The sequence below is a fragment of the Stenotrophomonas sp. 01N47 genome (assembly GCF_056399165.1).
In genome coordinates this window covers 318,251-342,069 of the sequence record NZ_JBFTQU010000002.1, presented here as the reverse complement: position 1 = coordinate 342,069, position 23,819 = coordinate 318,251, and the positions used below count along the sequence as shown (strand labels likewise).

Annotated in this window: 33 protein-coding genes; 2 read left to right on the top strand and 31 right to left on the bottom strand. The window is 65.4% G+C overall.

Translation table 11 applies throughout. The annotated features are described in order from the left end of the window. Positions 1-85 precede the first annotated feature (85 nt). From AC1DKR_RS05525 to AC1DKR_RS05505, 5 genes are all read right to left on the bottom strand, one after another. Positions 86-346: a hypothetical protein gene (locus AC1DKR_RS05525; RefSeq protein ID WP_478031647.1), complete on the bottom strand. Its 261-nt coding sequence runs from the start codon at positions 344-346 to the stop codon at positions 86-88. Next, on the bottom strand, positions 343-558 hold the full coding sequence (locus AC1DKR_RS05520) for a hypothetical protein (protein ID WP_478031645.1): 216 nt from the start codon (positions 556-558) through the stop codon (positions 343-345). The genes AC1DKR_RS05525 and AC1DKR_RS05520 overlap by 4 nt, the downstream gene beginning before the upstream one ends. After that, the gene (locus tag AC1DKR_RS05515; protein WP_478031643.1) at positions 555-755 is read right to left on the bottom strand and encodes a hypothetical protein; all 201 of its coding nucleotides are present in this window, start codon (positions 753-755) and stop codon (positions 555-557) included. Before AC1DKR_RS05515 ends, AC1DKR_RS05520 begins: the two co-directional genes overlap by 4 nt. After that, a complete protein-coding gene (locus AC1DKR_RS05510) occupies positions 752-1,111 on the bottom strand; it encodes a hypothetical protein (protein WP_478031641.1) in 360 nt (119 codons plus the stop codon). The genes AC1DKR_RS05515 and AC1DKR_RS05510 overlap by 4 nt, the downstream gene beginning before the upstream one ends. Before the next feature lie 101 nt (positions 1,112-1,212). After that, positions 1,213-1,407, bottom strand: coding sequence for a helix-turn-helix domain-containing protein (locus AC1DKR_RS05505; protein ID WP_478031638.1), 195 nt, complete (start codon positions 1,405-1,407; stop codon positions 1,213-1,215). Between the two features lie 55 nt (positions 1,408-1,462). Between AC1DKR_RS05505 and AC1DKR_RS05500 the strand changes: the two genes are divergently transcribed. Further along, positions 1,463-2,047 (top strand): hypothetical protein, encoded by a 585-nt coding sequence (locus AC1DKR_RS05500; protein WP_478031636.1) that lies wholly within the window; start codon positions 1,463-1,465, stop codon positions 2,045-2,047. Positions 2,048-2,050: 3 nt separating this feature from the next. Here AC1DKR_RS05500 and AC1DKR_RS05495 read toward each other — a convergent pair whose 3' ends face one another. Continuing rightward, positions 2,051-3,235 carry an integrase arm-type DNA-binding domain-containing protein gene (locus AC1DKR_RS05495; protein WP_478031634.1) on the bottom strand — a complete coding sequence of 395 codons (1,185 nt, stop codon included), beginning with the start codon at positions 3,233-3,235 and terminating at the stop codon, positions 2,051-2,053. A gap of 221 nt (positions 3,236-3,456) precedes the next feature. Next, entirely contained in the window at positions 3,457-3,747 is a 291-nt protein-coding gene (locus AC1DKR_RS05490) for a hypothetical protein (RefSeq protein ID WP_478031632.1), read from the bottom strand. Between the two features lie 78 nt (positions 3,748-3,825). Here AC1DKR_RS05490 and AC1DKR_RS05485 point away from each other — a divergent pair, with 78 nt between their 5' ends. Next, a complete protein-coding gene (locus AC1DKR_RS05485) occupies positions 3,826-4,206 on the top strand; it encodes a tautomerase family protein (protein ID WP_025874066.1) in 381 nt (126 codons plus the stop codon). A gap of 81 nt (positions 4,207-4,287) precedes the next feature. On the opposite strand, the gene AC1DKR_RS05480 is transcribed toward AC1DKR_RS05485, so the two are convergent. The 24 genes from AC1DKR_RS05480 to AC1DKR_RS05365 all read right to left on the bottom strand — a co-directional run bounded on the left by AC1DKR_RS05480 (position 4,288) and on the right by AC1DKR_RS05365 (position 23,768). Further along, positions 4,288-5,361 carry a phage late control D family protein gene (locus AC1DKR_RS05480; RefSeq protein WP_478031628.1) on the bottom strand — a complete coding sequence of 358 codons (1,074 nt, stop codon included), beginning with the start codon at positions 5,359-5,361 and terminating at the stop codon, positions 4,288-4,290. Next, positions 5,352-5,567, bottom strand: a complete 216-nt coding sequence (locus AC1DKR_RS05475; RefSeq protein WP_478031626.1) for a tail protein X — start codon at positions 5,565-5,567, stop codon at positions 5,352-5,354. The genes AC1DKR_RS05480 and AC1DKR_RS05475 overlap by 10 nt, the downstream gene beginning before the upstream one ends. After that, complete coding sequence (locus AC1DKR_RS05470) at positions 5,551-6,018, bottom strand: phage tail protein (protein WP_105163537.1); 468 nt, start codon at positions 6,016-6,018, stop codon at positions 5,551-5,553. Before AC1DKR_RS05470 ends, AC1DKR_RS05475 begins: the two co-directional genes overlap by 17 nt. Before the next feature lie 2 nt (positions 6,019-6,020). Further along, on the bottom strand, positions 6,021-8,417 hold the full coding sequence (locus AC1DKR_RS05465) for a phage tail tape measure protein (protein ID WP_478031623.1): 2,397 nt from the start codon (positions 8,415-8,417) through the stop codon (positions 6,021-6,023). A gap of 177 nt (positions 8,418-8,594) precedes the next feature. After that, positions 8,595-8,885: a phage tail assembly protein gene (locus AC1DKR_RS05460; RefSeq protein ID WP_394195987.1), complete on the bottom strand. Its 291-nt coding sequence runs from the start codon at positions 8,883-8,885 to the stop codon at positions 8,595-8,597. A gap of 83 nt (positions 8,886-8,968) precedes the next feature. Next, complete coding sequence (locus tag AC1DKR_RS05455; RefSeq protein ID WP_093817501.1) at positions 8,969-9,472, bottom strand: phage major tail tube protein; 504 nt, start codon at positions 9,470-9,472, stop codon at positions 8,969-8,971. A 2-nt stretch (positions 9,473-9,474) separates the two neighbouring features. Then, entirely contained in the window at positions 9,475-10,677 is a 1,203-nt protein-coding gene (locus tag AC1DKR_RS05450) for a phage tail sheath C-terminal domain-containing protein (RefSeq protein ID WP_312786206.1), read from the bottom strand. Positions 10,678-10,783: 106 nt separating this feature from the next. Next, positions 10,784-11,443: a hypothetical protein gene (locus tag AC1DKR_RS05445; RefSeq protein ID WP_312786205.1), complete on the bottom strand. Its 660-nt coding sequence runs from the start codon at positions 11,441-11,443 to the stop codon at positions 10,784-10,786. 1 nt (position 11,444) lies between these two features. After that, a complete protein-coding gene (locus tag AC1DKR_RS05440; RefSeq protein ID WP_478031618.1) occupies positions 11,445-13,631 on the bottom strand; it encodes a tail fiber domain-containing protein in 2,187 nt (728 codons plus the stop codon). A 7-nt stretch (positions 13,632-13,638) separates the two neighbouring features. Beyond that, a complete protein-coding gene (locus AC1DKR_RS05435) occupies positions 13,639-14,940 on the bottom strand; it encodes a phage tail protein I (RefSeq protein ID WP_478031616.1) in 1,302 nt (433 codons plus the stop codon). Continuing rightward, complete coding sequence (locus AC1DKR_RS05430; protein ID WP_478031614.1) at positions 14,933-15,829, bottom strand: baseplate assembly protein; 897 nt, start codon at positions 15,827-15,829, stop codon at positions 14,933-14,935. The genes AC1DKR_RS05435 and AC1DKR_RS05430 overlap by 8 nt, the downstream gene beginning before the upstream one ends. Positions 15,830-15,831: 2 nt before the next feature. Beyond that, on the bottom strand, positions 15,832-16,170 hold the full coding sequence (locus AC1DKR_RS05425; RefSeq protein WP_089239202.1) for a GPW/gp25 family protein: 339 nt from the start codon (positions 16,168-16,170) through the stop codon (positions 15,832-15,834). A gap of 52 nt (positions 16,171-16,222) precedes the next feature. Next, a complete protein-coding gene (locus tag AC1DKR_RS05420; protein WP_478031612.1) occupies positions 16,223-16,813 on the bottom strand; it encodes a phage baseplate assembly protein V in 591 nt (196 codons plus the stop codon). Next, positions 16,810-17,364 carry a hypothetical protein gene (locus tag AC1DKR_RS05415; RefSeq protein WP_363730178.1) on the bottom strand — a complete coding sequence of 185 codons (555 nt, stop codon included), beginning with the start codon at positions 17,362-17,364 and terminating at the stop codon, positions 16,810-16,812. Before AC1DKR_RS05415 ends, AC1DKR_RS05420 begins: the two co-directional genes overlap by 4 nt. A gap of 119 nt (positions 17,365-17,483) precedes the next feature. After that, positions 17,484-17,762, bottom strand: a complete 279-nt coding sequence (locus AC1DKR_RS05410) for a hypothetical protein (RefSeq protein WP_157804327.1) — start codon at positions 17,760-17,762, stop codon at positions 17,484-17,486. Beyond that, positions 17,737-18,111 carry a hypothetical protein gene (locus AC1DKR_RS05405; protein WP_363730181.1) on the bottom strand — a complete coding sequence of 125 codons (375 nt, stop codon included), beginning with the start codon at positions 18,109-18,111 and terminating at the stop codon, positions 17,737-17,739. The genes AC1DKR_RS05410 and AC1DKR_RS05405 overlap by 26 nt, the downstream gene beginning before the upstream one ends. Then, positions 18,111-18,596, bottom strand: coding sequence for a glycoside hydrolase family 24 protein (locus tag AC1DKR_RS05400; protein ID WP_223494378.1), 486 nt, complete (start codon positions 18,594-18,596; stop codon positions 18,111-18,113). The genes AC1DKR_RS05405 and AC1DKR_RS05400 overlap by 1 nt, the downstream gene beginning before the upstream one ends. After that, on the bottom strand, positions 18,593-18,943 hold the full coding sequence (locus tag AC1DKR_RS05395; RefSeq protein ID WP_223494379.1) for a hypothetical protein: 351 nt from the start codon (positions 18,941-18,943) through the stop codon (positions 18,593-18,595). Before AC1DKR_RS05395 ends, AC1DKR_RS05400 begins: the two co-directional genes overlap by 4 nt. After that, entirely contained in the window at positions 18,940-19,368 is a 429-nt protein-coding gene (locus tag AC1DKR_RS05390; RefSeq protein ID WP_478031603.1) for a Mor transcription activator family protein, read from the bottom strand. The genes AC1DKR_RS05395 and AC1DKR_RS05390 overlap by 4 nt, the downstream gene beginning before the upstream one ends. A 361-nt stretch (positions 19,369-19,729) precedes the next feature. Further along, positions 19,730-20,113 carry a hypothetical protein gene (locus tag AC1DKR_RS05385; RefSeq protein ID WP_223484784.1) on the bottom strand — a complete coding sequence of 128 codons (384 nt, stop codon included), beginning with the start codon at positions 20,111-20,113 and terminating at the stop codon, positions 19,730-19,732. Between the two features lie 168 nt (positions 20,114-20,281). Then, the gene (locus AC1DKR_RS05380) at positions 20,282-20,818 is read right to left on the bottom strand and encodes a hypothetical protein (RefSeq protein WP_363730187.1); all 537 of its coding nucleotides are present in this window, start codon (positions 20,816-20,818) and stop codon (positions 20,282-20,284) included. 41 nt (positions 20,819-20,859) lie between these two features. Beyond that, positions 20,860-21,087 carry a hypothetical protein gene (locus AC1DKR_RS05375; RefSeq protein WP_099819227.1) on the bottom strand — a complete coding sequence of 76 codons (228 nt, stop codon included), beginning with the start codon at positions 21,085-21,087 and terminating at the stop codon, positions 20,860-20,862. An 87-nt stretch (positions 21,088-21,174) separates the two neighbouring features. Beyond that, complete coding sequence (locus AC1DKR_RS05370; protein WP_447944719.1) at positions 21,175-21,432, bottom strand: DUF7696 family protein; 258 nt, start codon at positions 21,430-21,432, stop codon at positions 21,175-21,177. Beyond that, positions 21,432-23,768: a VapE domain-containing protein gene (locus AC1DKR_RS05365; protein ID WP_478031593.1), complete on the bottom strand. Its 2,337-nt coding sequence runs from the start codon at positions 23,766-23,768 to the stop codon at positions 21,432-21,434. The genes AC1DKR_RS05370 and AC1DKR_RS05365 overlap by 1 nt, the downstream gene beginning before the upstream one ends. Between the last annotated feature and the right edge of the window lie 51 nt (positions 23,769-23,819).

The window sequence follows — 23,819 nt, the reverse complement described above, 5'->3', positions numbered from 1 at the left end:
GGATGCGGCAGCCGAACGAACGTGTCACCGGTTCGCCGGCCCTTGTGCTTGGGCCGGTTCCGTTCGGGTATCCGCGCGCCCACCCTCAGGCCTCCAGAGAGGAGTTCAGCGCGGTGGAGAACATGGTTTCGGCATCCCTAGCTTGCTGAAGGTATCCCTGAAACTCCTCCACGCGTGCCGCTGCGATCCGCTGCAGGCGGAACAACTCCGACCGGCCGGCAGGGTCTGCGGCCATTGCACGCAGCTTGGCGGTGTTGCAGGTAGCCAGCATCGTGCGCAGCAGCGTCTCTGCATTCGGGCTGACGCGCAGCCGCGGCGCTGTGGTCTTTCGCTTCTGTCGGCTCATGGCTGCGCCCTCTGTTGGCGGACTTCCTGATGCAGGCGATAGGCGGCCAAGGCCGCAGCGCGCGCTTTGGCGAGCGATACGTAGTTGCCCGGTTGTCGGTTGCCAGCCCGCTGCAGCAAGACGGCCAGCCTTTCCAGCTCAATACCTAGTTGTCCATCGGGCCAGGCTGGCGCGCGTGTGGCGGTGGGGAAGGGGATGATGTTGGAACTCATCGTGCAGCCTCCCTGAAAGCGTCGTGATACTTCCGCAGGTAGCGATATGCGGTTGCGCGGCACATCCCGTAGCGGTCGAGCAGGTCACTGGGTGTGGCCGGCGTGCGCCGCGACTGCATCCATGCAACAAACTGGAAGGCGAACTCGGTTGGGCTGGCAGCGCCTGCCTGGCGCTCGTAGAAGGCGCGGCGCTTCATCCGACCCTCCGCGTGGTGGTGGCGTACATCACTTCGCCAAGGACGGTCAGCAGCTCTCGGGCAATGGGGTACGCGGTGCCCGGGTGGCCCACGGGGTAGATCCACAGCCCGCCAGGGCGGGCCTGCACGATACGGACCATCTGCTGTCCGCCGATCTCGACCACGTAATGGCTGTCGCCCATGAATCGGTTCCTGCCCAAGTCGACGTGCAGCACATCTCCTTGCTGGAAGCGGGGGGCGTTGAGGTTGTCCTGTACCAGCACCTGGCCCCAGCGCGCGGTGTCAGAAAAGTCCGGCAGGGGCACGGGGGTATGCCCGATTGCGGCCGGCATCGGTTGGTGTACGATGGGCGTCATGGTCTCGTTCCTTGCAAGGGTTCGATGGCTTCTACGGCTCAGCTGGTTCGCACCCAGCTGGGCCGTTTCTCTTTCGCGGCACTCAGTCATGGCTTGCCCCCTTAGGCGGCAGCTTCTTTCTCGCGGTCCTCGATGTACTCGCGCAGCGCGCGCGCCGAGACCATGCGGCGCTTCCCTACCTTGAAAGTGTTGAGCTGCCCAGCGGCCATCGCCCGATAGAGAGCATTGCGGTTCAGGCCGGTGACGGCGCATGCCTCTTCGGTGGTGTAGCTGAGGCGTTCGGCTTGAGGCTTCATTTCATCTCCAGTTTGTGCAGGTTTCGCACACTGCGAAACCTGTGGAGACGCTATCATGCTCAATTGGTCGTTGCAACAGGTTTTTCAACCTGCGAAACTCGGCGCCATGGCAGACAAGAATGCATCCGCGAAGAAGAAGCCCGGCCGCCCCCGTAAGGCACCCGAGGAGAAGCTGGAACAATTCAGTATCCGGCTCCCGCCCAAATTGAAGTTGGGTCTGGAGTTGCTCGCCCGGGCTCAGCACCGTTCCCTAAGCCAGGCGGTCGAGTGGGCTCTAAATGCAGGGTTGAGCAAATTCGAGTTGGCAAGCGACGGCTACTATTCGTCGCTTGCCGCTCTATTGGATGATCTCTGGGATTTCACTCCACCGCAGCGCGCCGTCACCTTGCTGCTGCACGCGCCGGAGTTGCTCACCTATGAGGACCGGATTGCGGCGGAATTGATCAAATACAGCGTCGAAGGGCAGGCCATAGAGCACGGCCAACCTTGCGGGATTGAGGCAGCTGAGTTTGACCAGTTGGTTGAGCAGAACTGGAACTCCATCCTGGCTGTTGCCGCGAGCATCATCAGTGCCGGCGAATCGCCGCGCGGCCATTCTCTTGTGGGCCTTCAGAGCTTTGGCTGGCCGCAACGCTCGTAACGCTTAGAGGAACTGCACCTGCGCCAGCTTGTCGCGCGCTGCGCCCTGCACCAGGTGACCGTAGTGCTTCTCGATCATCGCCAGCGACGTGCCGGCCAGCTTGGCCACGGTCAGCAAGTCCATGCCGCCCACGATGGCATCCGTGATCCAGCAATGGCGAAGCGTGTAGAGCGTCACGCCGGCAGGTAGCCCAGCGCGCGCTGCGGCATCCCGAACAAGCTCGCTCCAGTCGCTGGGCGTCCACACCTTCTTCCCGTCCTGGGTGAACAGGTGCGCCTTGGGCAGCTTCCCTTTGGCCAAGCGGTCGAACAGCGCAGTGGCAGCGGGGGAGAGCGGAATCTTACGGTCGTGGTCCTTGCTGCGGAAGCGCACGCTGGCCGTGCGGCCGTCATAGTCCGAGCGCAGGCACAGCGACGGATCACCCGGCCTGCAGCCCGTCAGCGCCACGCACTCGATTACGTCACGCACGGGGCCTTCAGCGGCCTCCAGCAGCGCGCGGCGCTGCGTCCGCTCCAGGTAGAGCCCACGGCGCTGGCTGGCGTCCTTGAGCGGCTTCACGGCGTTCCATTCGAATGCGAGGTCAGGGGAGACCTTGCGGCGGGCCACGGCGAGGTTCAGGGCGGCCACCAGTGTCGTCCGAATTCGGTTGATGCTGGACCGCGCCAAGGGCTTCGGCACCGGTGGGCGCCCGCGCTTCACCGGCAGCGGCGGTAGGTCGCCTTTCTCCACCCGGTCGCGCCACGCCTCAATGTGATCCTGGTGGAGATCCTTGAGGCGCACCTTGCCCAGCTTGTCGCCGTAGAGGCAGCGCTCAAACCGGCGCCTGGCGTCATCCGACGCAGTTTTGCGTCCGTCCTTCTCCAGGGCGGTCACGTAGGCGCGGCAGGCATCGGCCACGGTCAGTTCGCTCTTGGGAGTCACAACGGCCATCGGGGCGCCGTGCTTGTCGATCTCAGCGGATAGGCGGCGGGCGGCCTCACGGGCGCCCTCCAGCGTGGTGGCGGGGTAGTTGGCGAAGGCCTTCTCCTGGCCTCGGCCCCAAACCATCGCCCACGACTTGGCACCTGTGGCGGACACGCGCAGCACCAGGCCGGGAACCGTCGCGTCACGCAGGCGGTAGGCCCTGCCTGTGGCCTTCGCTGCGTCTACGGTTCTCCGTGTCAGCGCCTCTCTCGTTACCTTCGGCATCACCTTGCTCCTGCAAATCTCCTGCAAAAAGCAGTGTGCGGCCAAATTCATCGGGACGCAATGACACTGTAAATCAAGGGTTTCAAGGCGAGTGCGTTGCGCCGCAAGGGCCTATGCCATCCTTCACACGGCAAGGGTCACAGGTTCGATCCCTGTACCGCCCACCATGTTGCAGAACGAAAAAAGCCTCCAGCGATGGGGGCTTTTTTGTTGCCTGCGATTTACCCGGGCTTGTTTACCACGGCGGTGATCGCATCGCCGAGGTCTGCATGCGCGGCGTGCGCGATCTGGCGTGCGGCCAGCAGCAGAGCGTTTCGATGGAAGTCGCCGATCTGCTGATCGGTATACCCGTCAACGCATACATGCTGTGCCGCGTGCTGAAGCTCGAGGACGAGGGAACGTTCGCAACAATACCCAGACACATCAAGTGTTCCCCATTCTGTGTGTTGCGACACCCGAACGCCGTGCAGCCCCGCGCGGCGCATGCCATGGATGGAAGCAGAGGGTTCCATCCGTGCGCTGTCCCGCCGCCCTCGGCGGGCGTAATCTCGGCCCATTGCCGCGCCCCTTCCCATCCCTGGAGTGCCACCATGCCGCTCGCCCGTATCGATCTTCGCAAAGGTAAATCCGTCGAGTATCGCCAGCGTGTCGGCGAAGCGATCTACCAGGCCATGCGTGCCGTCGGCGTGCCGGAAAACGATCGCTTCCAGATCTTCCAGGAGCACGACGCCGGCACGCTCGTGTACGACCCGGGCTACCTGGGCATCGCCCGCACCGATGACTTCATCTGCATCCAGATCACCTGGAACGAAGGGCGCACGCTGGAGCAGAAGAAGGCGCTGTATGCCGGTATTGCCGATGGCCTGCACGCGGCGGTGGGGATCCGCCGCGAGGATGTGTTCATCAATCTGGTGGAAGTGAAGAAGGAGAACTGGTCGTTCGGTAATGGCCAAGCGCAGTACGTGAGCTGATGCGCGAAGAGCATCCACGCATGGCGTGGATCTACTGCGGGCAGGGCAGGGGCTAGGAGGCCAATCACGCCTGGCGCGGATCTACACTTCGCTGCCCACCTGCGGGGCCTGCTTGACCGCTGCGGTGCTGGCCGCCTTCACGGCTTCGGCGCTGTTGGGTTGCTCGCACTCGATGCTGGTGCGATAGCCGTCGCTGCCGATGCTGTGCTCGGCGCGCTTGACCAGCCACTCGCCATCCACGCCATCGCGAAAGCCCTGCATGACCACCGTAGCCTCGGCCATCAGCGTCTCGCGGCCTGGAAGGCTGTAGCTCAGCGTACGCGTCTGCCGCGCTTGCTCGCGGTGCTTGGCGCGCGCTGCGGCTTCGGCGGTTTCGCGGTCGGCATAGGCCATGCGCAGGCGCACGATCGGTTCGCCGCTGCCCACCTTCACTTCCTGGCGCTGCGCGCCACGCACATCGCGGTAGTAGGCGATGGTGGTGCCGGCATCGTCGCGGGCGGCGATGGTGACGCGGTAGCTGCTGCCATCGGCCGGCGTAAGGGTCACCTCCGGAATGCGTTCGCCACTGGCGGTGGTCGATTCGCCACGTTTGACCACTATCAGCCGGCCGCCGCCCGGTTTGGCGATGGCGTCGTGCTGTTTGGCCAAGCGCAGCAGCAGGTTCATGTCCGACTCCTGCGATTGCATCGTCAGCGGCAGCACGATGGATGCCAGCGACGCACTTACCGCAGCGGTCAGGCCGTGTTCGGCGGCCATCCGCTTGACCATGTCGCCGATCGTCGTGCCCTTTTTCCACGTGCGCGTTTTCTGCGTCTGCAGATCGTTCTTTCCGCCTTTGCTGGTTTCGAACGGTGCGGCGCGCGCGCGCAGGGTCATGCTGCCGGGATAGCCTGAAATCTCCACCTCGTCGCAGACGTACAGGCCCATGCGCCGCACCTCGCCGTCGTAGCCGATGAAGGCCTCCAGCTCCGCGCCAACCGGCGGCAGCTGGATCGGATCGTTCGGATCGTGGTCGGCCAGTTGCAGCTCCAACGTGTCCGAGCTGTTGCCGGTCTCGTCGGTGATGCGCAGTGACTTGAAGCGCGACATGATCTTGTCGGTGATGTCCTGGCTATTGGCCACCACGCGGAACGCAGGTGCGATGTTCAATCCCATAGCGATACCCCCTTGCGTTCCTTGGCGGGGCGCTGCACGTCCGGCAGGACAATCGCCACGCCAGCAGTGAGCACCGGGCCGCGCGCGGCCAGGCCGCGGTTGGCATCGAACACCGCGCGCAGGATCGCCGGCGATTGCTCGCCATAGTGCGCGTAGGCAACGCGGTCGACGACATCGCCATCGCGGGTGTTATACGTTCGTGCCATCGCTGTGCTTCCGGAGAGTGAGTGTGAAGTCCTGCTTCTGGATCTGGCTGTCGACTGTGAATTCGCTGGAGGTGACGTCGATTTTCTCGATGACCCACAGACCCAGATTGCCGCCCTTGCCGGTCAGCAGACGCTGCGGCTTTCCCTGGCTGGCCAGCTTGCGCAGTTGCGACATCTCGTTGCCAGCGCCACGAAACAGCGGGTAGACAACGCCTGGCAGTGTCATGGTGGCCGAGCCCGGGCCGGTGTACTGCAGTGCAGGCATCTGCCCGACGCGATCCTGGGCCTGCCAGCGGAAATCGTTGGACTGCTGGATCTGCTGGAATACGGCCGTGTTGAGGCTGAACTTGAAGCCGCCCAGCATCAGCAGCACCGGCGCGTTGCCGGAATCATTGCCCTTGAATTGCGACAGCAGCTTGTCTACTGCGCCGGTTACGAACTCGCGCTTCATGCTTAGTTCCTGTCTCCCAGGGTGGCGCGGGCCTGCACGGCCTGCTGGTGCTGCAGCGCGTTGGCGGTACGCCGTGCCAGCGCCTCGCTGGATTCACCCGGTTGCTGGTGGATGGTGATGTTGTTGGTCTGTTGCTGCTGCACGGTGGTGGGGGTGCGTGCGGTGGCAGAGGAGGGCATCGGCGGTGCCTGGCGTCCCTGCTGCGCGCCTCCCAGGTCTGCCATGCGGCGCTTGAGACCGTCGTTGTCATTGGTGCCGACCGCATATGCAACACGCGCCATGTCACCGATGCCACCACCCCCGTTGGCTGTCATGGAGCCATAGACCGCCTTGCCCATGTTTGCGCGGTCCATGGCGATGCCGGCACCTTCAACGGCCTTGTCCTTGAGAAAGCCCAGACCACCTCCCACCTTCTCCGACACCCAACTGATGCCATCGAGCAACGGCTGCAGCTTGCCCATGATCCAGTCGATGGCCGCACCTGCCGATGCCATGATCGCGTCCCAGGCACCGCCCAACGTGACGGTGATCCAGCCGGCGGCGATACCCAGCATGTCACCCAGCCAGGCGATGGTCTGAACCACGCCACCTATCACCTGGATGACCAGACGGAAGTTGGCCAGCAGGGCCGTGCCCACCAGCGAGCCGATCTCCGCTACGCGCGAAAGTTCGTTGCCGGTGTACTGCGCGGGAGCCAGCATTTTGGAGAGCCAGTCCCATGCCTGGGCCAGCAGCCCGCCGACCGCTTCCCATGCCGGGCGCAGCGGCTCGACGGCGCGCATCAGTTCGCCCATGGCGGCGGTTCCTGCGCCGCTGAGGCCATCCCAGACGCCACCGAGGAAGGCCTTGATCGGCTCCCAGTACTTGCGCACCAGCAGTGCGCCGGCGGTGATGGCGGCGATGGCGATGGTGATCGGACCACCGCCGATGGCACCGACGGCGGTGGCGACCACGCGGAACCCGGATGCCAGGCGCATTGCCGTCGGACCGAACTGCCCCATCTGCGCCAGCAGGCTGCCGCCGCGGAACAGCTCGAAGGCCTTCTGCACCGCCAGGATCGGGCCCTGCAGGAACGTCCACGCATAGCGCACGCCGAGTACCGCAGTGCGCATGCCCATCAGGCCGACTACGACCTGGGTGGTATTGGCGATCAGCTTCGGGTTTTCCTGCACGAACGACGCAACGCCGTTCAGCAGTTCGGTCAGCTTCACCGCCGCCTCACCCACGGCCGGCAGCAGCGCGGCACCGAAGGCCTTGGACAGGTTGTCGACGGCGATCTTCGCGCCTTCGATCCTTTCCGGGTCGGTCTGCAGCTTGGCCGCGAAGCCGCTGTCGGTGGTGCCCGCCGAGCTGTTGAGCGCCTTGTCGCGGATGCGGATGTACTCATCCCAGTTCTGGATCATCGGACGCACGAAGTTCTGCGCCTGTGCATCGCCGAACAGCTTGCCGATCTTCGTCTGGTCACCGGCGGTGGCCTGGATGATCGCCTGCATCGCCGCGTCGAACGGATTGCCACCGCTGCTCTGTGCTTCGCTGATGATCCTGCGCAGGTCCAGCTTGAAGCCCTTCTTGGCGCGTGCCTGCAGGTCGGGCGAGAGGATGCTGGCCATGAAGCGCTGCATGTTGCCGGCCGCTTCGTCGGCACCACCGGCGCCTTGCCGGGCGACATCCAGCGCAGCGCCCATGGTGGCGGCGGCGGCGTTGCCGTGCATCTGCAGCGACTGGAATGCGTTGCCGAGCACCGGCAATGCACCGGCCATGTCCTTCAGGCCCAAGCCACCGTTCTTGCCTGCCACCACCAGCACATCAAGCGCCGATTGCAGGCCGGCCGGATTGATCTTCAGCGCCTGCTGCAGGCCCGACGCCGCCAACGTGACGTCGTCGATGCTCTCGCCGGTAGCGGTGGTGGTGCGGCCGATCGCGCCCAGGCTGGATTGCGCGGTCTGCGCATCCAGGCCTGCGGCGACCAGCTGGCTGACCGCGCGCTGCAGTTCGCCCGCGCCTTGGTGGGTACGGCTGGATTCGGCAAGGATGGTCTGGCCCAGCGCAGCGACCTGGGCGCGGGTCAGGTTGGCGGCGTTGCCGATGGCCTGATTCTCGCGCGCGAAGCCGGCGGCGTTCTCCACTGGTTTGGCCAGCGTGGTGATGGCGCTGCCGAGCATGCCGCGCGCATCGCCAAACGCCGAGCCCAGCTTTTCGCGCTTCTCAAGATTCGCCGTGCGCTTGTCTTCGATCCGCTGCAACGCTTCCTGGGAAGCGCGCAACGCATCGGCCTCGGCACGCATGCGGGCGAACTGGTTGCTCGACCTGCCCATGACATTGAGCTTGCGCTCGAGCTTGTCGGCTTCATCGCCGAGGCGCTTCAGGCCATCGTTGCTGAAGGACAGTGCGTCCTGCAACGATCGAGAAACCGAGCCGCCAATCGTGATCGTTGTCGTTTGAACGTTACTCGCCATGTACCGGCAATCCCTGTATCCACCAGATGAATTTCGACACCCGCAGCGTCATGATCTCGCGCAGGCCCCAGCCGGTATGGCCGGCCAGGGCGAGCGCTCCCTGCCTGATCTGCGGCAGGGTCAGGTGGTAAAAAGCGCGACGCCGGCCTGCAGGCGGGCGTAGTCGCGCAGCGGCATCTTGCGCACGTCATCCGGTGCGATCTCGCACAGGTTGGCGATCATGCGCACCTCGCGCTGGGCGTCGGTGCCCTTGTCGTCCTGGTAGCGCTCCATGTCTTCCACGGTCGGTTCGCGCATGCGCAGCACGGCGGTGTCCACGCCATTGACCTGGCGCGGGCGGGAGAGGGTGATTTCGGCATAGCCGTCGCGTTCGATGACGGTGTCGGTGGTGGTCTTGGTCTTGCTGGACATGGCTGTGTTCCCGGATGTCGATGGAGTTGCGGTGGATCCGGGGGCGCTGTGCGCCCCCGTGTACGTCGAAGTGGTGCCGGGAATCAGATGCCCAGGGCGCCGCGGATGCCGGCCAGTGCGTCCACGCCGCCCTGGCGGGCGATCATGTTGGTCACGTCGATCTCCTGCACGACCTGCACGCCATGGGTCAGCTTGTAGTAGCTCAGTGCCAGGGAGACCTTGACCGTGCCCTTTTCGCCGACCTTGGTTTCGCCGCGGTCGAGGGTCTTCACCTTGCCGCGCATGTTGTGCACGACCGAAGTGACCGAGCCATCGTCGGCTTCCAGCGCCTCGCGGGCGGTGAAGCCATACTCCTTGCTCTCGATGACGTGGAACTTGGACATGATTTCCGCGTCATCGGAGGCGAAGGTGACCTCGGCGGTCAGCTTGTCGTGGCCGAGCACGATTTCCGTCGGGGCGAGCATGCCGCCGGCCTGGAAGTCCTCGGTCTTCAGCGACAGCTTGGGAGCGGTGAAGGACATTACGCTGCCAGCAAAACCCTTGCCGTCGACGTAGAAGTTGAAGTTCTTGCGGATCTTGCGCGCCATGCTTAGAAGATCTCCGAGACGTAGTTGTTGTTCATGTGCATGCGGAAGGTCAGCTGCTCACCCGGGTAGGTCGGGGTGAAGTCGAAGTCCCAGTAGAAGCGGCCATCGGCCACGCTGTCCGCTGCGTTCAGTTCGGGGTCGATCCAGCAGTTGCCACCGAGGATCGCGCCCTGCGTCTTCAGGCCACGCAGGAAGGCATTGACGCCCTCGCGCACGTCATCGACGTAGGTCTTGCTGATGCCGCGGTCGACGGCCCACAGGTGGGCAGCCTCCAGGCTGTCGGCGATGATGTCGGCGGTGCGCACCACGCACAGGAACTGCCACTTCGGATCGATGCTGGCGGTGCGGTTGCCCCACAGGCGGAAGCCACCTTCGCGGATGATGGTCGCCACGTTGGCCTGGTTCAGCAGGTTGGCGCGGCTGGTCGCATCGGACAGGCCGAAGTCGATCGCACGAGCGGTGCCGACGATGCCGTACAGCTCCTGGTTGGATGGCGATGCCCACCAGCCGCGCTCGTTGTCGCTGCGGGCGATGGCACCGGCCACGGCACCGGAGGCGTAACGGCTGACGATCGCATCACCCTGCTGCACCAGCACGGCCGGATCGACCACGTAGACACGCTTGGAACCAGTCAGTGCGGTGGTGGTCTTGGCCGCATCGTCGTTGCTGTTCGGGCCATCCTTGATGATGATGGCGCGCAGCTTGTCGGCGATGCCGAGCAGCTCGGCCACGACCGGGTTGGCCAGGACAGTGTCCGGACTGGCCGGATCGGCCGGGTGCAGGTGGGTGAAGCCCGGGGCGACCAGGATGCGCGGCTTCACGCCGACGATGGACTTGGCGGCCAGCAGTGCATGCACGCCGGAGTACGCGCCGGTCTGTGTGTTCACGCCGCCGAGCACGTTGGCCAGGGTAGCGCTTTCGTTGGCGCCGTTCTCGACGCGGATCACGACCACGACGGCCGACGACTGGTCGAAGATCGCATCCAGTGCGCCGGGCAGCGTGCCGGCTTCGGTGCCGGTCTTGGCCGACAGTTTGGCGGCCTGCGACGGCGAGGTCACCAGGACAGGCGTGTTGATGGGGAAAGCGTCGGCGTCGGCCAGCGGCGCAGTGCCGACGATGCCGATGACGCTGGTGGATGCAACAGCGATCGAGCGCGCACCGGTGTCGATGTTGACGACCTGTACGCCGTGGAGAAATTCGGTCATTCGGAGAGGTTCCTCGGTGTGGTGGTGTGCCTGCAGATGCAGGCGACGGGTATATGTTCGGAAAATGCGGCCGCCGCGATAATTGCAGCGGTGGCCCGGTGATCGATCAGACCCAGCCGGAGGCGCTGACGCTGGCGCTGAAGCTGGAGACCTGGGCATTGCCACCGGCACGACGCAGGTGGACGTTGATGCTGGTGGAGGCACTTTCAAAGCTGGTGGACCTGGCGGGCACGCTGATGGATACGCCTGCCGATTGCGTCGATGCCAGCGAGGCGAACGACGGTGCGCTGTTGCTGAAGTACGCCGCTCCCTGGTTGCTTACGCTGAACTGCACGTCGTACTCGGAGGCGCTGGCGCCTGCCGGAAGCCAACGACCGGAGGCAACGACCGTGTTGCTGTTGTTGCCACCGCCGGCGACGCCCCGGCGGATGCTGTAGCTGCCATCGGACAGCATGTCGATCGAGACCGATGCCGATGCCGATCCGGTCGAGTTGGTCTTGGCGCCGTTGCTTGCCGAATAGCCCTGGCCATGGAACGGCAGGCGATAACTGGCGCTGCCGCGCGCAGCCCACAGGTTCGATACATCCATGCCGCCGATGCGGTAACCAACGTCACCGCGTTTGCTGCCGTACTGGATGTGGGCATAGCGACGGCTGAGGTCGGTGCCGCCCACGCGCAGGCCGGAGTCCTGTGCAACGGGGCCTTCCACATAGGGATCGAACAGATCGTCGAAGTCGACGCCTGCCGAGCGATATCCGCTGGCCATGTCAGCCCTCCGCCTTCAGTGCGCGCACTTCTGCGGCCAGTTCCTGGATGGCCTTGGCCATGACCGGCAGCAACTGGTCGAGCTTGACCGTGGCGACGCGTTCACCGTTGAATTCCACGCCTTCCAGATCCACAGCTTCGGGTACCAGTTCGGCGAGCTGCTCAGCGACGAAGAACAGGCGTCGGCGGCCGTCGTCGTTGTACTCGGGCTTGTATCGGCCGGCCGCCAGTTCCATGCCTTCGACGGCCGCAAGCCCGTACGTCACCGGGCCGTCGATGTCCTTGAGCTTGCGTGACGAACCAAGGTCGTACCCGCCTTGGGTCCACATGACGCCAGCACTGCTCACAGTAACCTTGTCGCCATCGCTGGAGCGATTGAGACGCGTGACGCCGCCTTGGCAGTACCACGCCCAATCATTGCCTCCGCTACGATCAGCGAACCATACTGCAGCGGTGCCGCCTAGAATCTTGATTTCACCGTTGACTATGAACCTGTTGCCACCGCCAGCGGGGGCTGCTCGGTATTGCAGCAGTTGCGTAGGGGTGCCGCCGCCGGTGTCATAGGCGTAGAGCGCCATGGAACCATCACCCTCGATCACGTCCATCCAGCGAATGACGCCGTTGTTCCACCCCCGCGCCAGCACACCAGTCTGTGTGCCGTAGGTTCCATTGAAGCTGCCCAATCCCCCGTAGGTCCGGAAGCTGCCAGCGGTGTTCAACTCCGCCAGCAGGGAGAGGCTGGGTCCCCACCATTTATAGCCGTTGGCAACGCTGTGCAGTTCTGCGAAGGCCGAGCCATTACCCAGTACGGACTCCAACGTGGTGCGGTTGGTGCCGTTGAGATTCTGCACGTGGAAGCGAATAGCGGGGAGGCTTGGCCCACCCGCTCGCATCATGGTGGGCCCCTCGAAAGTATCGCCAGCCTTGTTTGCCTTGCTTCCGGGATCGAAGTTGCCGCTAGTCCAGATCTGACCACCGGCATTGAGCGTGGAGGTATAGCCACCCGCCGAATTGGCGAAGGTGAAGTTCGGGCCGTTCTTGAAAAGGTACGAACTGGCGTCGCCCAGGACCAACACGCCATCATTGGCGACACCACCCCAGCCATACGAGCGCAGCGAGTTTCCGTTCACTGCGACGTGGCCGGTGAACGTGCCTCCGGTCTTGTCCATTTTGGTGTCCGGCGCAAAGTTGCCGGCATGCCACATCGCAGAGCCGTTCCAGCGTGGGGTATCGCCGTGCTTGATGGTCAACTCACCGTTCGCAGTGCGGTCGGTGTTGTAGACGCGCCAGATGCCGGTGTTGGCCCAGCCACCGATGAACGACTGTTCCGCGCCGGCCGAGCCGAAGCCAACCAGGGGCGCGCTACCACCCACGAACTGCTGATCGGTGAAACTATTGGTTCCCTTGACCGCCTTGGCATCCAACACTCCCTGCAGCCCGGTCACATCCGCGATGACATGCTTGTGGCCGACGGTAGCGAAGTCACCCGCCAGGGCGAACGCGGATGCGTGCTTGCCATCCAGGGTATCGGCATCCAGGCCGTTGCCATGGCCGGTGTCCTTCAGTGCGGCACCCTTCAGCTCCAACGCGGTGCGTGCGGCGGCCGTGGTTGCGGCAGACAGCAGGGTCCTGGCCAGTGCAGTCGGTGCGGCCGCGCCGAAGCGCTTGTCGGTGAATGCACGCAGGCCGCGCGGAGTCACCGCGCGCTGGGTGTCAGCCGCGTCTTCCGCTTCGGTGTTGGTGGCCAGCTCGACCACACCCAGCACCTCGGTGGTGGCCGGCGGGTAGATGAACTCGGCGTTGCCGAACTGGATCTGCGTGATGTCCACGTCGGTGAAACGCGCATCAGTGGCCAGCAGCAGCATCGACGCAGCCGATTTTTCCATGATCGGATCGGTCTGGCCGTAAGTGGCGAACAGCGTGCCGTCAGCCAGGTACAGGCCGAATCCGCGCAGCGAATAGGCGGTGGCACTGTCGTCGCGGATGGTTACGTGCAGCGTGTCATCGCCCACGGCCTGGCCGCCGAAGGTCGCGACCCGTTTGATCTCGCCTGGCAGCGCGGTCAGGTCGCCCGAAGGTGCGAATGCCGTGGACGTCAGGCCGATCTGGGTGATCAGAACGGCATTGGTGCCGGTGTTCGGCGGATTGACCAGCTTGGCGAAGCCGGCGTCGGTGATTTTCAATCGCATGCGGGGTTTACTCTCCGATCAGTTGGATGCGGCGGAAGGCCGTGGCGTGTGCGGCTGCAAGCGCGCCGATTGCTGCGTCGGCCTGCATGCCCTGGGTGAAGGTGAAGTGCGATCGCACCGGCTTGGTGCGGGTGATCTCGCCGATGACGTCGTCGACGAAGATGGCGGTGGCCGACGTGCCGCCCTGGTTGGCGATGGTCATCACCGCTTCGAAGGTGTGCGGTGGTCCCTTCGGTTGCAGCTGCCACCACTCGCGGATCAGTACAGAACCACCGAACGCAGCAACCACATCGCGGACGCTGCCCGCCGTACCCTTGCGGCGCTGGATGGCGATGGCCGCACGCACGCGGGCGCGTTTGATCGGTTCGGGCCAGTACGCCTTCCATTCGTCCACCGAGAGCGCCCATGCCAGCCAAGGCAGCAGCGCGGCCGGGCAGCGATCGGCGTCCCACAGGGCGGTGATGTCCACCGGCAGAGGGCGGGCAACGATCGCCCGCGACAGTGCGCGCTCGGCCTGGGTGGCATTGGGGGGAAGCAGGTTGGCGGCCGTCGGCACCCTTACTAGTGCGTCGCCATCGATCACGGTGCCAGGCGTCGGGACCACCGCGAGTGTGGCTATTGCTCCGGACGACACGTAATCGGTGATCGATGCAGTGCCGGCGGCCGTGGCGATGTAGCTGGTTGCACGCCCGCCGGATTCCGCCTGCGCCCCCCACACATGGATGCGGCTTTCCGGCGCGAGTCCCGTGTTTTCGTTCGCAAGTCGATCGAACACGATGCCCAGGCCGCGGTCGGGATCGCTGGGCGCGGGGGCGTAGCTGAAGGCGTAGCGCTTCCATTCGGTACCCACGGTGACGCGCGTACGACCCGCTGTGATGGTGCGCATGCCCAGGTCGATCACACAGGGTTCACTGGCGCGTATCCAGATACTGATCGTCGATGTAACGCCATTCGTATACGCGGCGCCATCGGCGTCTGCCAAGCCAGTGAAGTTCTGGTTCGGGCCGCCATTGGCGTCAGACACCGGGAACGAGAACGCTGTGTGGCTTCCATCAGGCGCAAGCTCGCCGCCGCTCAGATGTGCCGGTTTGGTGTAGAAGCCCAACCAAGTGGAGGCGGCGAAGTTCTGCGAGTTGCGCTGCAGGTTACGGCGTGGTCGACTGGAGAGAGGTTGGCGTCCCTGCCAGTCGGTGCGATATACCGCCTGCACCGTTGCCAGCATGCCGCCGGGATGGCGGAATACCTGGTTATTCCCATCAACCGCGCCACGCAGACGCGCATTGACCAGGCGCGTGGTGACCTCACTCATCGTTGCCACCATGCGCCAGCGTGACGGCGGTGCAGTACGTGGCCTGGGTACGGTCCACCACCACGTCCGCGGGGGGGCTGTCGATCACCACGCGTTGCACGCCCTCAGCGTGGAGCGCGGCGAACAGCCCGGAGCGGGTCACGTCCCGGCCGAGCCGATGCGATTCGACGACGTAGCGGTCCAGGCGCGTGCGCGCTTCGGCCAGCACGACCTGCGAGTCGGGTCCAGCGAAGGTGTACAGCGTAGCGGCGACAGCGTACTTGATGACTGTCGCCGGTTTTACCAGCACGTGATCGGTCAACGGGCGCACGTCATCCGCGCTCAGCTTCGCCTCCACCACGTCGAGCAAGCCCTGGGTGGCGGTGCCGTCGGCTTCACGCGACAGCACCGATACCACTACTTCACCAGGCGTGCTGCTGGTAGCGCTGGCGTCCAGCACGCGCGGATCCGCGCTCAGCGCATGGAACACATAGGCACCTTCCGGTCCTGCCACGCTGAAGCCTTCCGGTCCGAGCTGGATGCGGCGACGGAAGTCCTCGTCGTTCTCGTAGCGGGGAAGGATGCCTTCCTGTGGCTTGCCCGGATCGAGCACCAGGCGTGTGATGCCGAAGATTGCCGCCAGCTGATCCAGATCGCTGCCCACCGCATAGGCGAGCATGACACCGCGCGCGGCATCGTTGACGCGCTGGCGGTCGAGCAGGCGCAGGTAGGTGCAGACTTCGAGGATCTTGAAGGCGGGGTCCGACGGCAGCAGCGCGTCGAACGTGGGGTCCAGGGCCTGCAATGCCGTCAGCGACTCATCGAACATGGCTTCGAAATCGAGCACTTCGATGACCGCCGGGGCTGGCAGCTGGGAGAGATTGACACTGGTGAACGAGCCGGATGCCACGGTTAGCGAACCTCGATTCCTTCGATGGTGATGGCCTCGCCATCCGGCAGGTGAATCCCGGTCACTGCCAGGATCATCACGCCGGGGGCGGGGAGGGAGACGTCGACGTTCTCGACGTGGAGACGCGGTTCCCATCGCGCGAGTGCGTCGACGGTGGCCGCGATCAGGTCCATGCGCAGGGAGCGGTTGGTCGGCGCATCGATCAGTTCGAAGATGCGCGAGCCGTACTCGCGACGCAGGACGCGGGAGCCAAGGGGTGTGGTGAGAACGTCACGCACGGACTGGTGCAGATGGGCCAGCCCATCCAGGGATTTGCCGGTGTTGGCGTCGATTCCTCGCATGGTCTCTATCGTCGTGGAGTACGGGTTTTCAGGGCATTGCAGCGATGGCCCATCACGGCTGTGCAGGCGTGGTGGGTGCGGTCGGGCCCTGGGCGGTGTGTTTGTGCGACTTCAGGCTGATGGCGCCGGCTTTGACGTCGGCCGATGTGCTGATGTCCTTGCCCGCTGTGATCGCACCGGTGACGTCCAGATCGCCGGTGGCCTTGAGCGCCGGCGTGTCGAGCAACACCGATTCGCTGGCATGCACTTCTGCGTTTGCGCAGTTGACGATGACCTTGCCGCTGCCAACGGTGATGGTCAGCGTGGTGGTTTCGCGGTCGTACTCGACGAGGCTGCCGTCGGCGTACTGCGTGCGCTGCAGCTGGCGTGTGTCGGCCGGTGCGGGAAAGCGATCCTGGTACAGGCTGCCGAGCACCAGGGCCTGGCCGGGGTCGCCATACGGGCATGCCAGCACCACCTGTTCGCCGGGCTCCGGTGCGCACCAGCTGCGCACGCCTGGTCCTGCACGGCGTTCCAGCCAGGGAATCCAATCGGTGAGCATGCCGTCAGCATCGACGCGCACGCGGCCGCCGGCTTCATCAAGTTCGCGCACGACGCCGATCATCAACAGGTTGCCGATCAGCCGGGCGTGTTCGGCGCTCATGGCGTGTCCTCCGCGAGCGGCTGGTAGCGCCGCTCATGGGCCCGGCCGATCTCCGGTGCGAAGCTGTACGACGCGTGCGGTACCACGCCATCGCCGTCCTCCCAGGCATTGCCGCCCAGCGCGAGGGGCACTGACCATTCCACGATCCACGTGCGCAGGTCGGGCTGCGCCGCTGCGGCATCCTCGGGCAGCGCTGCGATCACCTCGATCGCGCCACTGGGCGCACCGGGAAATCGGCCGAGCTGATGCAGCCAGGTGGCGAGGTTTACAGCGATCCGGCGCAGCTGCAGGGCAGAATCGGCTGCCGCGGACTGCACGGAGATGCGTGCTTCAAAGCGCAGCACGGCCTGCAGTTGGCCGCTGCCATCATCGCTGTCCTTGCCGCGATCACAGCGGGTCATCGCCAGCAGGCAGGCGGGCGTGGGCGGCGCACCACTGTTGGCGTCGCGATAGAACTCGACGGTGGCGAAGTCCGCAAAGCGTGCTCGGATCGCCGCTTCGATGGCGGCGTGCAACACGTCGAGGGTTGAGGAAGGGGTATCGGTTGCCATGTCAGCTCATGCGATGAATGGAGGGGAATACGCGGCTGGCCGCGGCACGCGGGTTCTGCAAGCAGTGTTGCCATTGCCCGAGGCGCGGGTCATTGCACGCGTGGCCGTGACTGGCCCGCTCAGTGCTCGTGTGGGCCGCGATGTCTGGTGTTGCCCGCGGGGATGCAACCGGCAGGCGTCAGCGGTGCTGCACCATTGATGGTGAAGCCGTGCTGGCTGCCGAGGCTGCACAGCAGGGCGCGCATCTGGTCGGCCAGTTCGTGGTACTGGCGCGCCACGGCAACGTGGTTGCGCAGCAGCGCGTCGTCGTCGGCAGCCTGCAGATCGGGCAGTTCCTGCGGCGCGCGCAGTTGTGCCGGTGCAATGCTGAGGTCAGGGATGAAGAGGGCGGCCGGCATTGGCTTCGCGCCAGATGCGCACGAACTCAGCATCAGCATCGCCGCGGTCGCGGCCAGGAGTCTTGGCATGGGTCTCGATGTCCTGTTGCAGGGTGATGAACTGCTGGGTCCGCCCGGACTGCATGGCCAGGCGCTGTGATTCAGCCTGTGCACCGGCCTGTGCGTTGGTGTGGTCCTGCTGGCGCGCGACGAGCGCGGTGTCGGCACGACCGGTCTCCTGCGCGGCCTGTAAGCGCATGGCGGCGAGATCCGCGTTGCGGTCGCGGATCTCCCAGCCCAGCCAGGCGCAGCACGCGTGGCTGGCAACCAGGCCCAACAGCACGATGCGCAGCCTCAGCGGTATCGGCATCACTGCAGGAGCCCGCCAGCGGCGCGATAGGAGGCGCGCAGCGTTTCCAGCGCATGCTCCTTCTGCCCGTAGCCGGCGCCCGGCAGCGACGCCCAGATGCGCCGGGCGGCGGCGACAGCAGCATCGAATCGGCCCAGGCGGATCAGATCGTAGGCACCGCACTGCTTGAGCAGCGCTACCGCGGCGCGGTCCTGCGATACCGGGCCGAAGTCCGGCAGGTCCAGGCGTGCACGCAGGTCGTCCCAGGTGCTGCGCAGGAACTGGTAGCGGCCGGCGGCGCTGGACTTGATGCCGTAGCGCGGCAGCGACACCAGTACGCGTGGATGGTCGCGATGGTCGTTGAACAGCTGGCCGCCGACGATCACGTCGTAGCCACGATTGCGGGAGCGCTGGCCGGGAATGTCGGTGCCTTCGGATACGGCCAGCATGTCCAGGAACGCGGCCACGTTGGCGCCGCCGAGGGCGCTCGCTGCGGCGGCGGTCATGCGGCTGCTCCCGACCGTTTACGCACCAGGTCCAGCAGCGCATCGATCTGCACGCTCTGCTGGGCGATCTGTGCGCGCAGGGCGCTGACTTCACCACGCAGCTGGCCGATCTCCTGGGCCATGGCTTCGCGCTCGTGCATCAGCCCATCTGCGCGCGTGCGTTCCGCGGCCAGCTGTTCCTGCAGGGTGCGCAGGGTGTTGCTGGTGGCTTCATCGGCGGTACGGTCGACCTTGGCCGACGACAACCATTGCCGCAGCCACAATGAGACTGCAATCAATACCCCGGACGTGCCGCCCAGGTACTTAGCCCAGTCCGGCACGCCGGCCAGCAGCTCGCTCTCGTTCATGCGCGTGCGTATCCCTTCAGCAGTGCAGGATGGACGGTCGGGACCAGGGTGGAGCGGGCACCGCGCACGGCGCGCTTGATGGTGGTCTGCGATACACCGAACTCCTGCGCGACGTGCTCGCGGGGCATGCCGCTGGCTACCGCCCGGGCGATCTGCTCGCGGCGCTCATGTGCACTGGCGGCGAAGCAGGACGCCAGGAACAGCAACTCACCGCCGAAGTGCGCGACCAGGCGCTGGGCCATCTCCAGGCCAAGAATGTCGATCAGTCGATGCTGATCGGGCAGGGTGGAGGGTACGTAGACGATGACGCGGTGGCGTCCGGTGGTGCTGGAGGTGGTCGGCGGCCATGCACGCACCAGCGTTAGGGCTGCGGATTCGCCGATGACCTCGGCAAGGGTCTGGATGCTGTCGGGCAGGGCGTTCATGGCAAGGTTGGTCAGTGGGATTGGTATCCACTATTGCCATCCCGTCGATCACGTCAACACCTTTCGTCTACTTTCGGCTCTTGCGACTGAAGGCATTCAGATGCGTGCGCGAGGACCGGCGAGTACCTGCATGCGCAGGTTTGCGATGCGGCCCTGTCATGCCATCCGGCCTTGCCTGTGGTTTCGCTGGTTCTCCCGTACTCCTTGTCCTCGCCTGCTGGAAACGGAGACAGGGCAATAGGGGACGGCAGGTACAAGGTGAGGACGGCCACGGTGTTGATGCTCTTGCCGGGCGCTTGGGTGCCTGAAACGAAAAAGCCCCGGACGATGCCGGGGCTTCAGGACTGCAGGTGGTGCTGGGTCAAAGGTCGAACACCAGGTTGCCGCCGGTCTTGCGCGGAATGTAGCCGGCATCACGCAGCCAGCGGGCTGCATTGACCTGGTCCATGCGCTTGACCGGGAAACGGTTGGCGAACATCAGGAAGCGCGCCACGGTGATCGACTCGCCCTTGCCCTTGAGCGCGGCCAGCGTCTCGATGAACCACGGAGCGGGGGGCTGCTGGTTGCCGGGGCGGGCGGTGGTACGTGCCTGCTTGGCGGCAGTAGCCTCGGGCTGGGCGCTGGCCAGCGAGCACAGCGAAATGAAGATCGCATCCAGACTCACGATGTCCTTGCCACCCTTGGGCTGCGACTTGAACAACGCGATGGCCTTCTGGCGTGTCGACGTGAACTGTTCGACCTCCATGACATTTCCTCTTTGCGAAAGCGGTTGGGGATGCAGGGTGACGGCAGGTGCCGTCATTGATGGGGGACGACCTTACATCATTTTCGCCGATGATGGGCCGGAACCTGCTTTATGGATGAAGAAGGCAACGGACTGGCCCGTCGCACGGCGGCGGTTCCGGCAGGCCGTTCAGATCACGCCACGGCACATCAACTGGTCCAGTGCCGTGCGCACCAGATCGGCCGCGCTGCGGTCGTTGTGCAGCTCGAAATCGATCAGCGCGGCGGTCAGCGGCTGGCCGCTGGCATGCAGGTCCACGCTGTCGTGGCCGGGGCGGGTGATGCGGATCACAACGCCGCCCTGGCGGCGGATGGCGCGGGCCTCGTCAGCGGAATGGACATCGGGAACCAGACCGCCTTCGGGCAGGCGCGAGAACAGCGAGCGTACCCACAGCTCCGGATGGACATACTCGCGGCAGCTTTCGGTCCTGGCGCCTTGCCGCAGCCGGGCAGCGAAGCTGTCGCAGGGCAGCGCCAGTGCAGAGGCCAGCCCATTGGCGAGGGTGTCCTTGCCCACGCCCTTGCCGCCGGCGATGCCGATGTACAGCGGTTGCCGTGTCAACGGGGCGGATCGCAGCGGCGCGCTGCCAAAGGCGGAACCGCAGCGGAATGCGGCCAGTGTGTCGGCAATCATGCGCTGGCTGCTGTCGAGCGAAGCGGGGATCATGCGGTATCTACTCCTGGGGGAATGCGCAGGCGCGGCGGCAGTCAGCAATCGCTGCCGGTGCTGCTGCGGGCGCGCAGGATGCGCTGGGTGATGCGGCCACCGCGTGCGGCGGCGGCGATGGGGTCGAAGCACAGCATGGCCGTGGACGTGCGGCGGCCGGCGGCGAGGTGGTCGCGGATGGTCCGTTGGGACAGAACCGGTACGCGCTGATGGATCTGCTGCACGGTCAACTGTTCGCCTTCAAAGGCGTGCAGGCGGGCGCGAGGCATGGCTGGGCTCCTGGAAGGTGGCGTGGCCGTTACCCGCATCTTGCCTTTGTAGATGTCTTTAGTCAACACCTTTCATCTACTTACGTCTCAACTTCGGGGCGAGGCTGTTGTGTTCCATATCCGCAGCGCGGCCGCTGCAAGTCGATCACGCTCGGCAGGGCCGCGTGCTGCCAGCACGCGCTGGAGGTACTGCTGGCGGTGCCGGCGCGGACCGATCTTGATCCTGCGCCCGCGCGCATCAATGCAGTGGTAGCCGTCCAGGCCCAGCAAGTGCCGTGCCTCGCACTCCAGGCGCCAGTCAATGCCGCCGCTGCCGATATCGCGTCCGTCGTGGGTTCGCGGCATCAGAACGGCCCGGCTGCGTGCTCGGCGGCGCTGCGCTTGCGCGGTGGCATCAGCCAGACTTTCGCCCGTTCCTTGCCGATCAGCTTGGTGCGCACATCATGGCGCTTGACCACGTAGGCCGCCGCCTCGTTCACGTCGCGGCGGTTGGGCTTGTCGATACCCACTGCAAGGGCGATCTCGGTGGCGCGATAGGGCGCGCTCCGGTGCTCGGCGGGCAACGACCAGTCGAAGTGGCGGTCGATCAGTTCGGCGATCGGCGAGATCGGTTCGTGCTCGCTGTTGGTAGCGTTCAGTCCGTCCAGCTCATCGCTGGCCAGATGCCAGGTTTCGCCGTTGCAATAGAGCGCATGGGCTTCAGCCCAGACCTGCTGCATGTCGATCCGTGCCGGTTCGCCCAGCGCCACCGCGTGCACGGTCCACCAGCGCGTATTGCCGGTGGCATCGCGCAGGAAGCGCTCGTCGTTGACACTGGCAAACAGGATCGTGCGCCGTGCGTAGCGTGATTCGGTGCGCGCATACGGACGACGGATCTCATCATGGCTGCGGGAGATGAAGGACTTCAACGCGGCGATATCGGTGCGGCGGAACGTAGCATCGACCTCGCCCAGCTCGACGATCCACTTGGAGATGACCTGCTTGACGCTGTCCTTGTTGGCGGGGTCGAGCACCACGCCATCGGCGATCAGCTGCAGCTCGGCCGGCGCCAGCTGCCGCGCCCAGCGCGTCTTGCCCAGGTTCTGCTTGGACACGAAGGTCAGTACACCGCGGGCGACCACACCATCGGGCTCGAAAGCGGCAGCAACGCCGGAGATCAACCAGCGCCGCATCAGGATCTCCTTCAGGACGCGGCCGTCGGCCAGGCGTGTGGGCTGGGCTTCCTGCACCGTATCGAAGAACGCCTGCAGGCGTGACTGTCCATCCCACGGCTGCGAGGTGATCCAGCTGGCGACCGGGTTGTATGGATTGGCTTCGGCCACCTGGCACAGGTTGGTTTCGAAGCTGGCAATGGCCATGCCGGCGCGGTGCATGCAGTCCATCACTTCGCCGGCGGCGACCTCCTTGGCGTTGTCCACCGTCGTCTGCAAGCCGGGGACGAGGATTTCCAGATCCTTGCGAATGACGTTGTAGCGCACGATCACACCGGTGCGTCGGCACAGTTCGGCCAGATTGCGTGCGGTCGGCAACGGCCTGCCACGTGCACTGCAGTCGGGGAACGGGGTGAAGGTATCGAAGGCGGAGAGATTGCCGGGCACCAGATAGCGCGCGGCCGCCACTGCTGGCGCCTCATCTTCCGTGGCCGCTTCATCGGCGGTGGCGGCAGGGGCGGGCATCAGCTGCGCACGCAATGCCTCCAGGCCTTCGCGCAGATGCAGGTCGTTGAAGTCGGTGGGGCGGTCATCCTCGTCATGCAGAACGGCGAACTCCGGCCATACCACGCGTGCGTCGATGTCCGCAGCGGCATGCGTTGCCTGGGTGACGCCGGGGTTGTCCAGCGGTTGCCGGGTCCATTGGTCGTTGTCGGCGCAGATCACCAGGCTTGCGTCTGGCATGGCGGTGCGCCATGCGCGTGCGACCGAGGCGAGGTTGCCTGCGTCCCAGGCCACCACCACGCACCAACCGGTCGCCTGATGGATGGATTCCGCCGTGGCGTAGCCCTCGGCGATGGCGATGGGCTGGCCGGACAGTGGCTTGCCGATGACATGGAAGCAGCCTTGTTTGCGGCCGCCCGCCAGAAAGTCCTTGTCGCGACCGAGCGCCAGGTCCATGCGTGGAAAGATCGCCTGCAGCGAGACGATTCGGCCCGCGGTATTGGTCACCGGGACCAGCAGTGCTTTGTCGATGTGTCGGAACACCAGACCATCGCTGTTGCGCACCGGCCGCGCCGCTACGCGCAGCCCGTGCGCCTGGATGCCCTTGCGCACAAGATACGGGTGGCTGGCATCGGCAGGCACTGCACGGTTCCACAGGACATTGGCCGCCTTGGCTGCCGCGTCCTCGCGTTCGCGCTGCTGTCTTTCCCGCTCCGCGCGGGCGGCATCCTGGCGCTGCCGGATCGCGCGTTGTTCGGCGGCGGTCAGGGAGGTCGGCGACTTCGCGCACCACCCTTGGCGCAGGCCGGTACGCCAGCTGCCGAACTCGCCGGCGGGCACGTTGTCGCCGAACAGCACGGCCCAGCCATTGCGCGTGCCGCGGCGATCCCCCTCGACGTGGAAACGCACCAGCGTGCCGTCCGCATTGAGTGCATCTCGGCCACGCGCATCAGGCACGATGCCGTGCGTGTGCATGGCCTGCAGGAACGCGGGAACGATGTCCTGCACTGGGTGCGGTGTCTGCATTCGGAGGGGTCCCCTTGAAGCGTGGTTCGGTTCACAGCGGCCGGTTGCGGC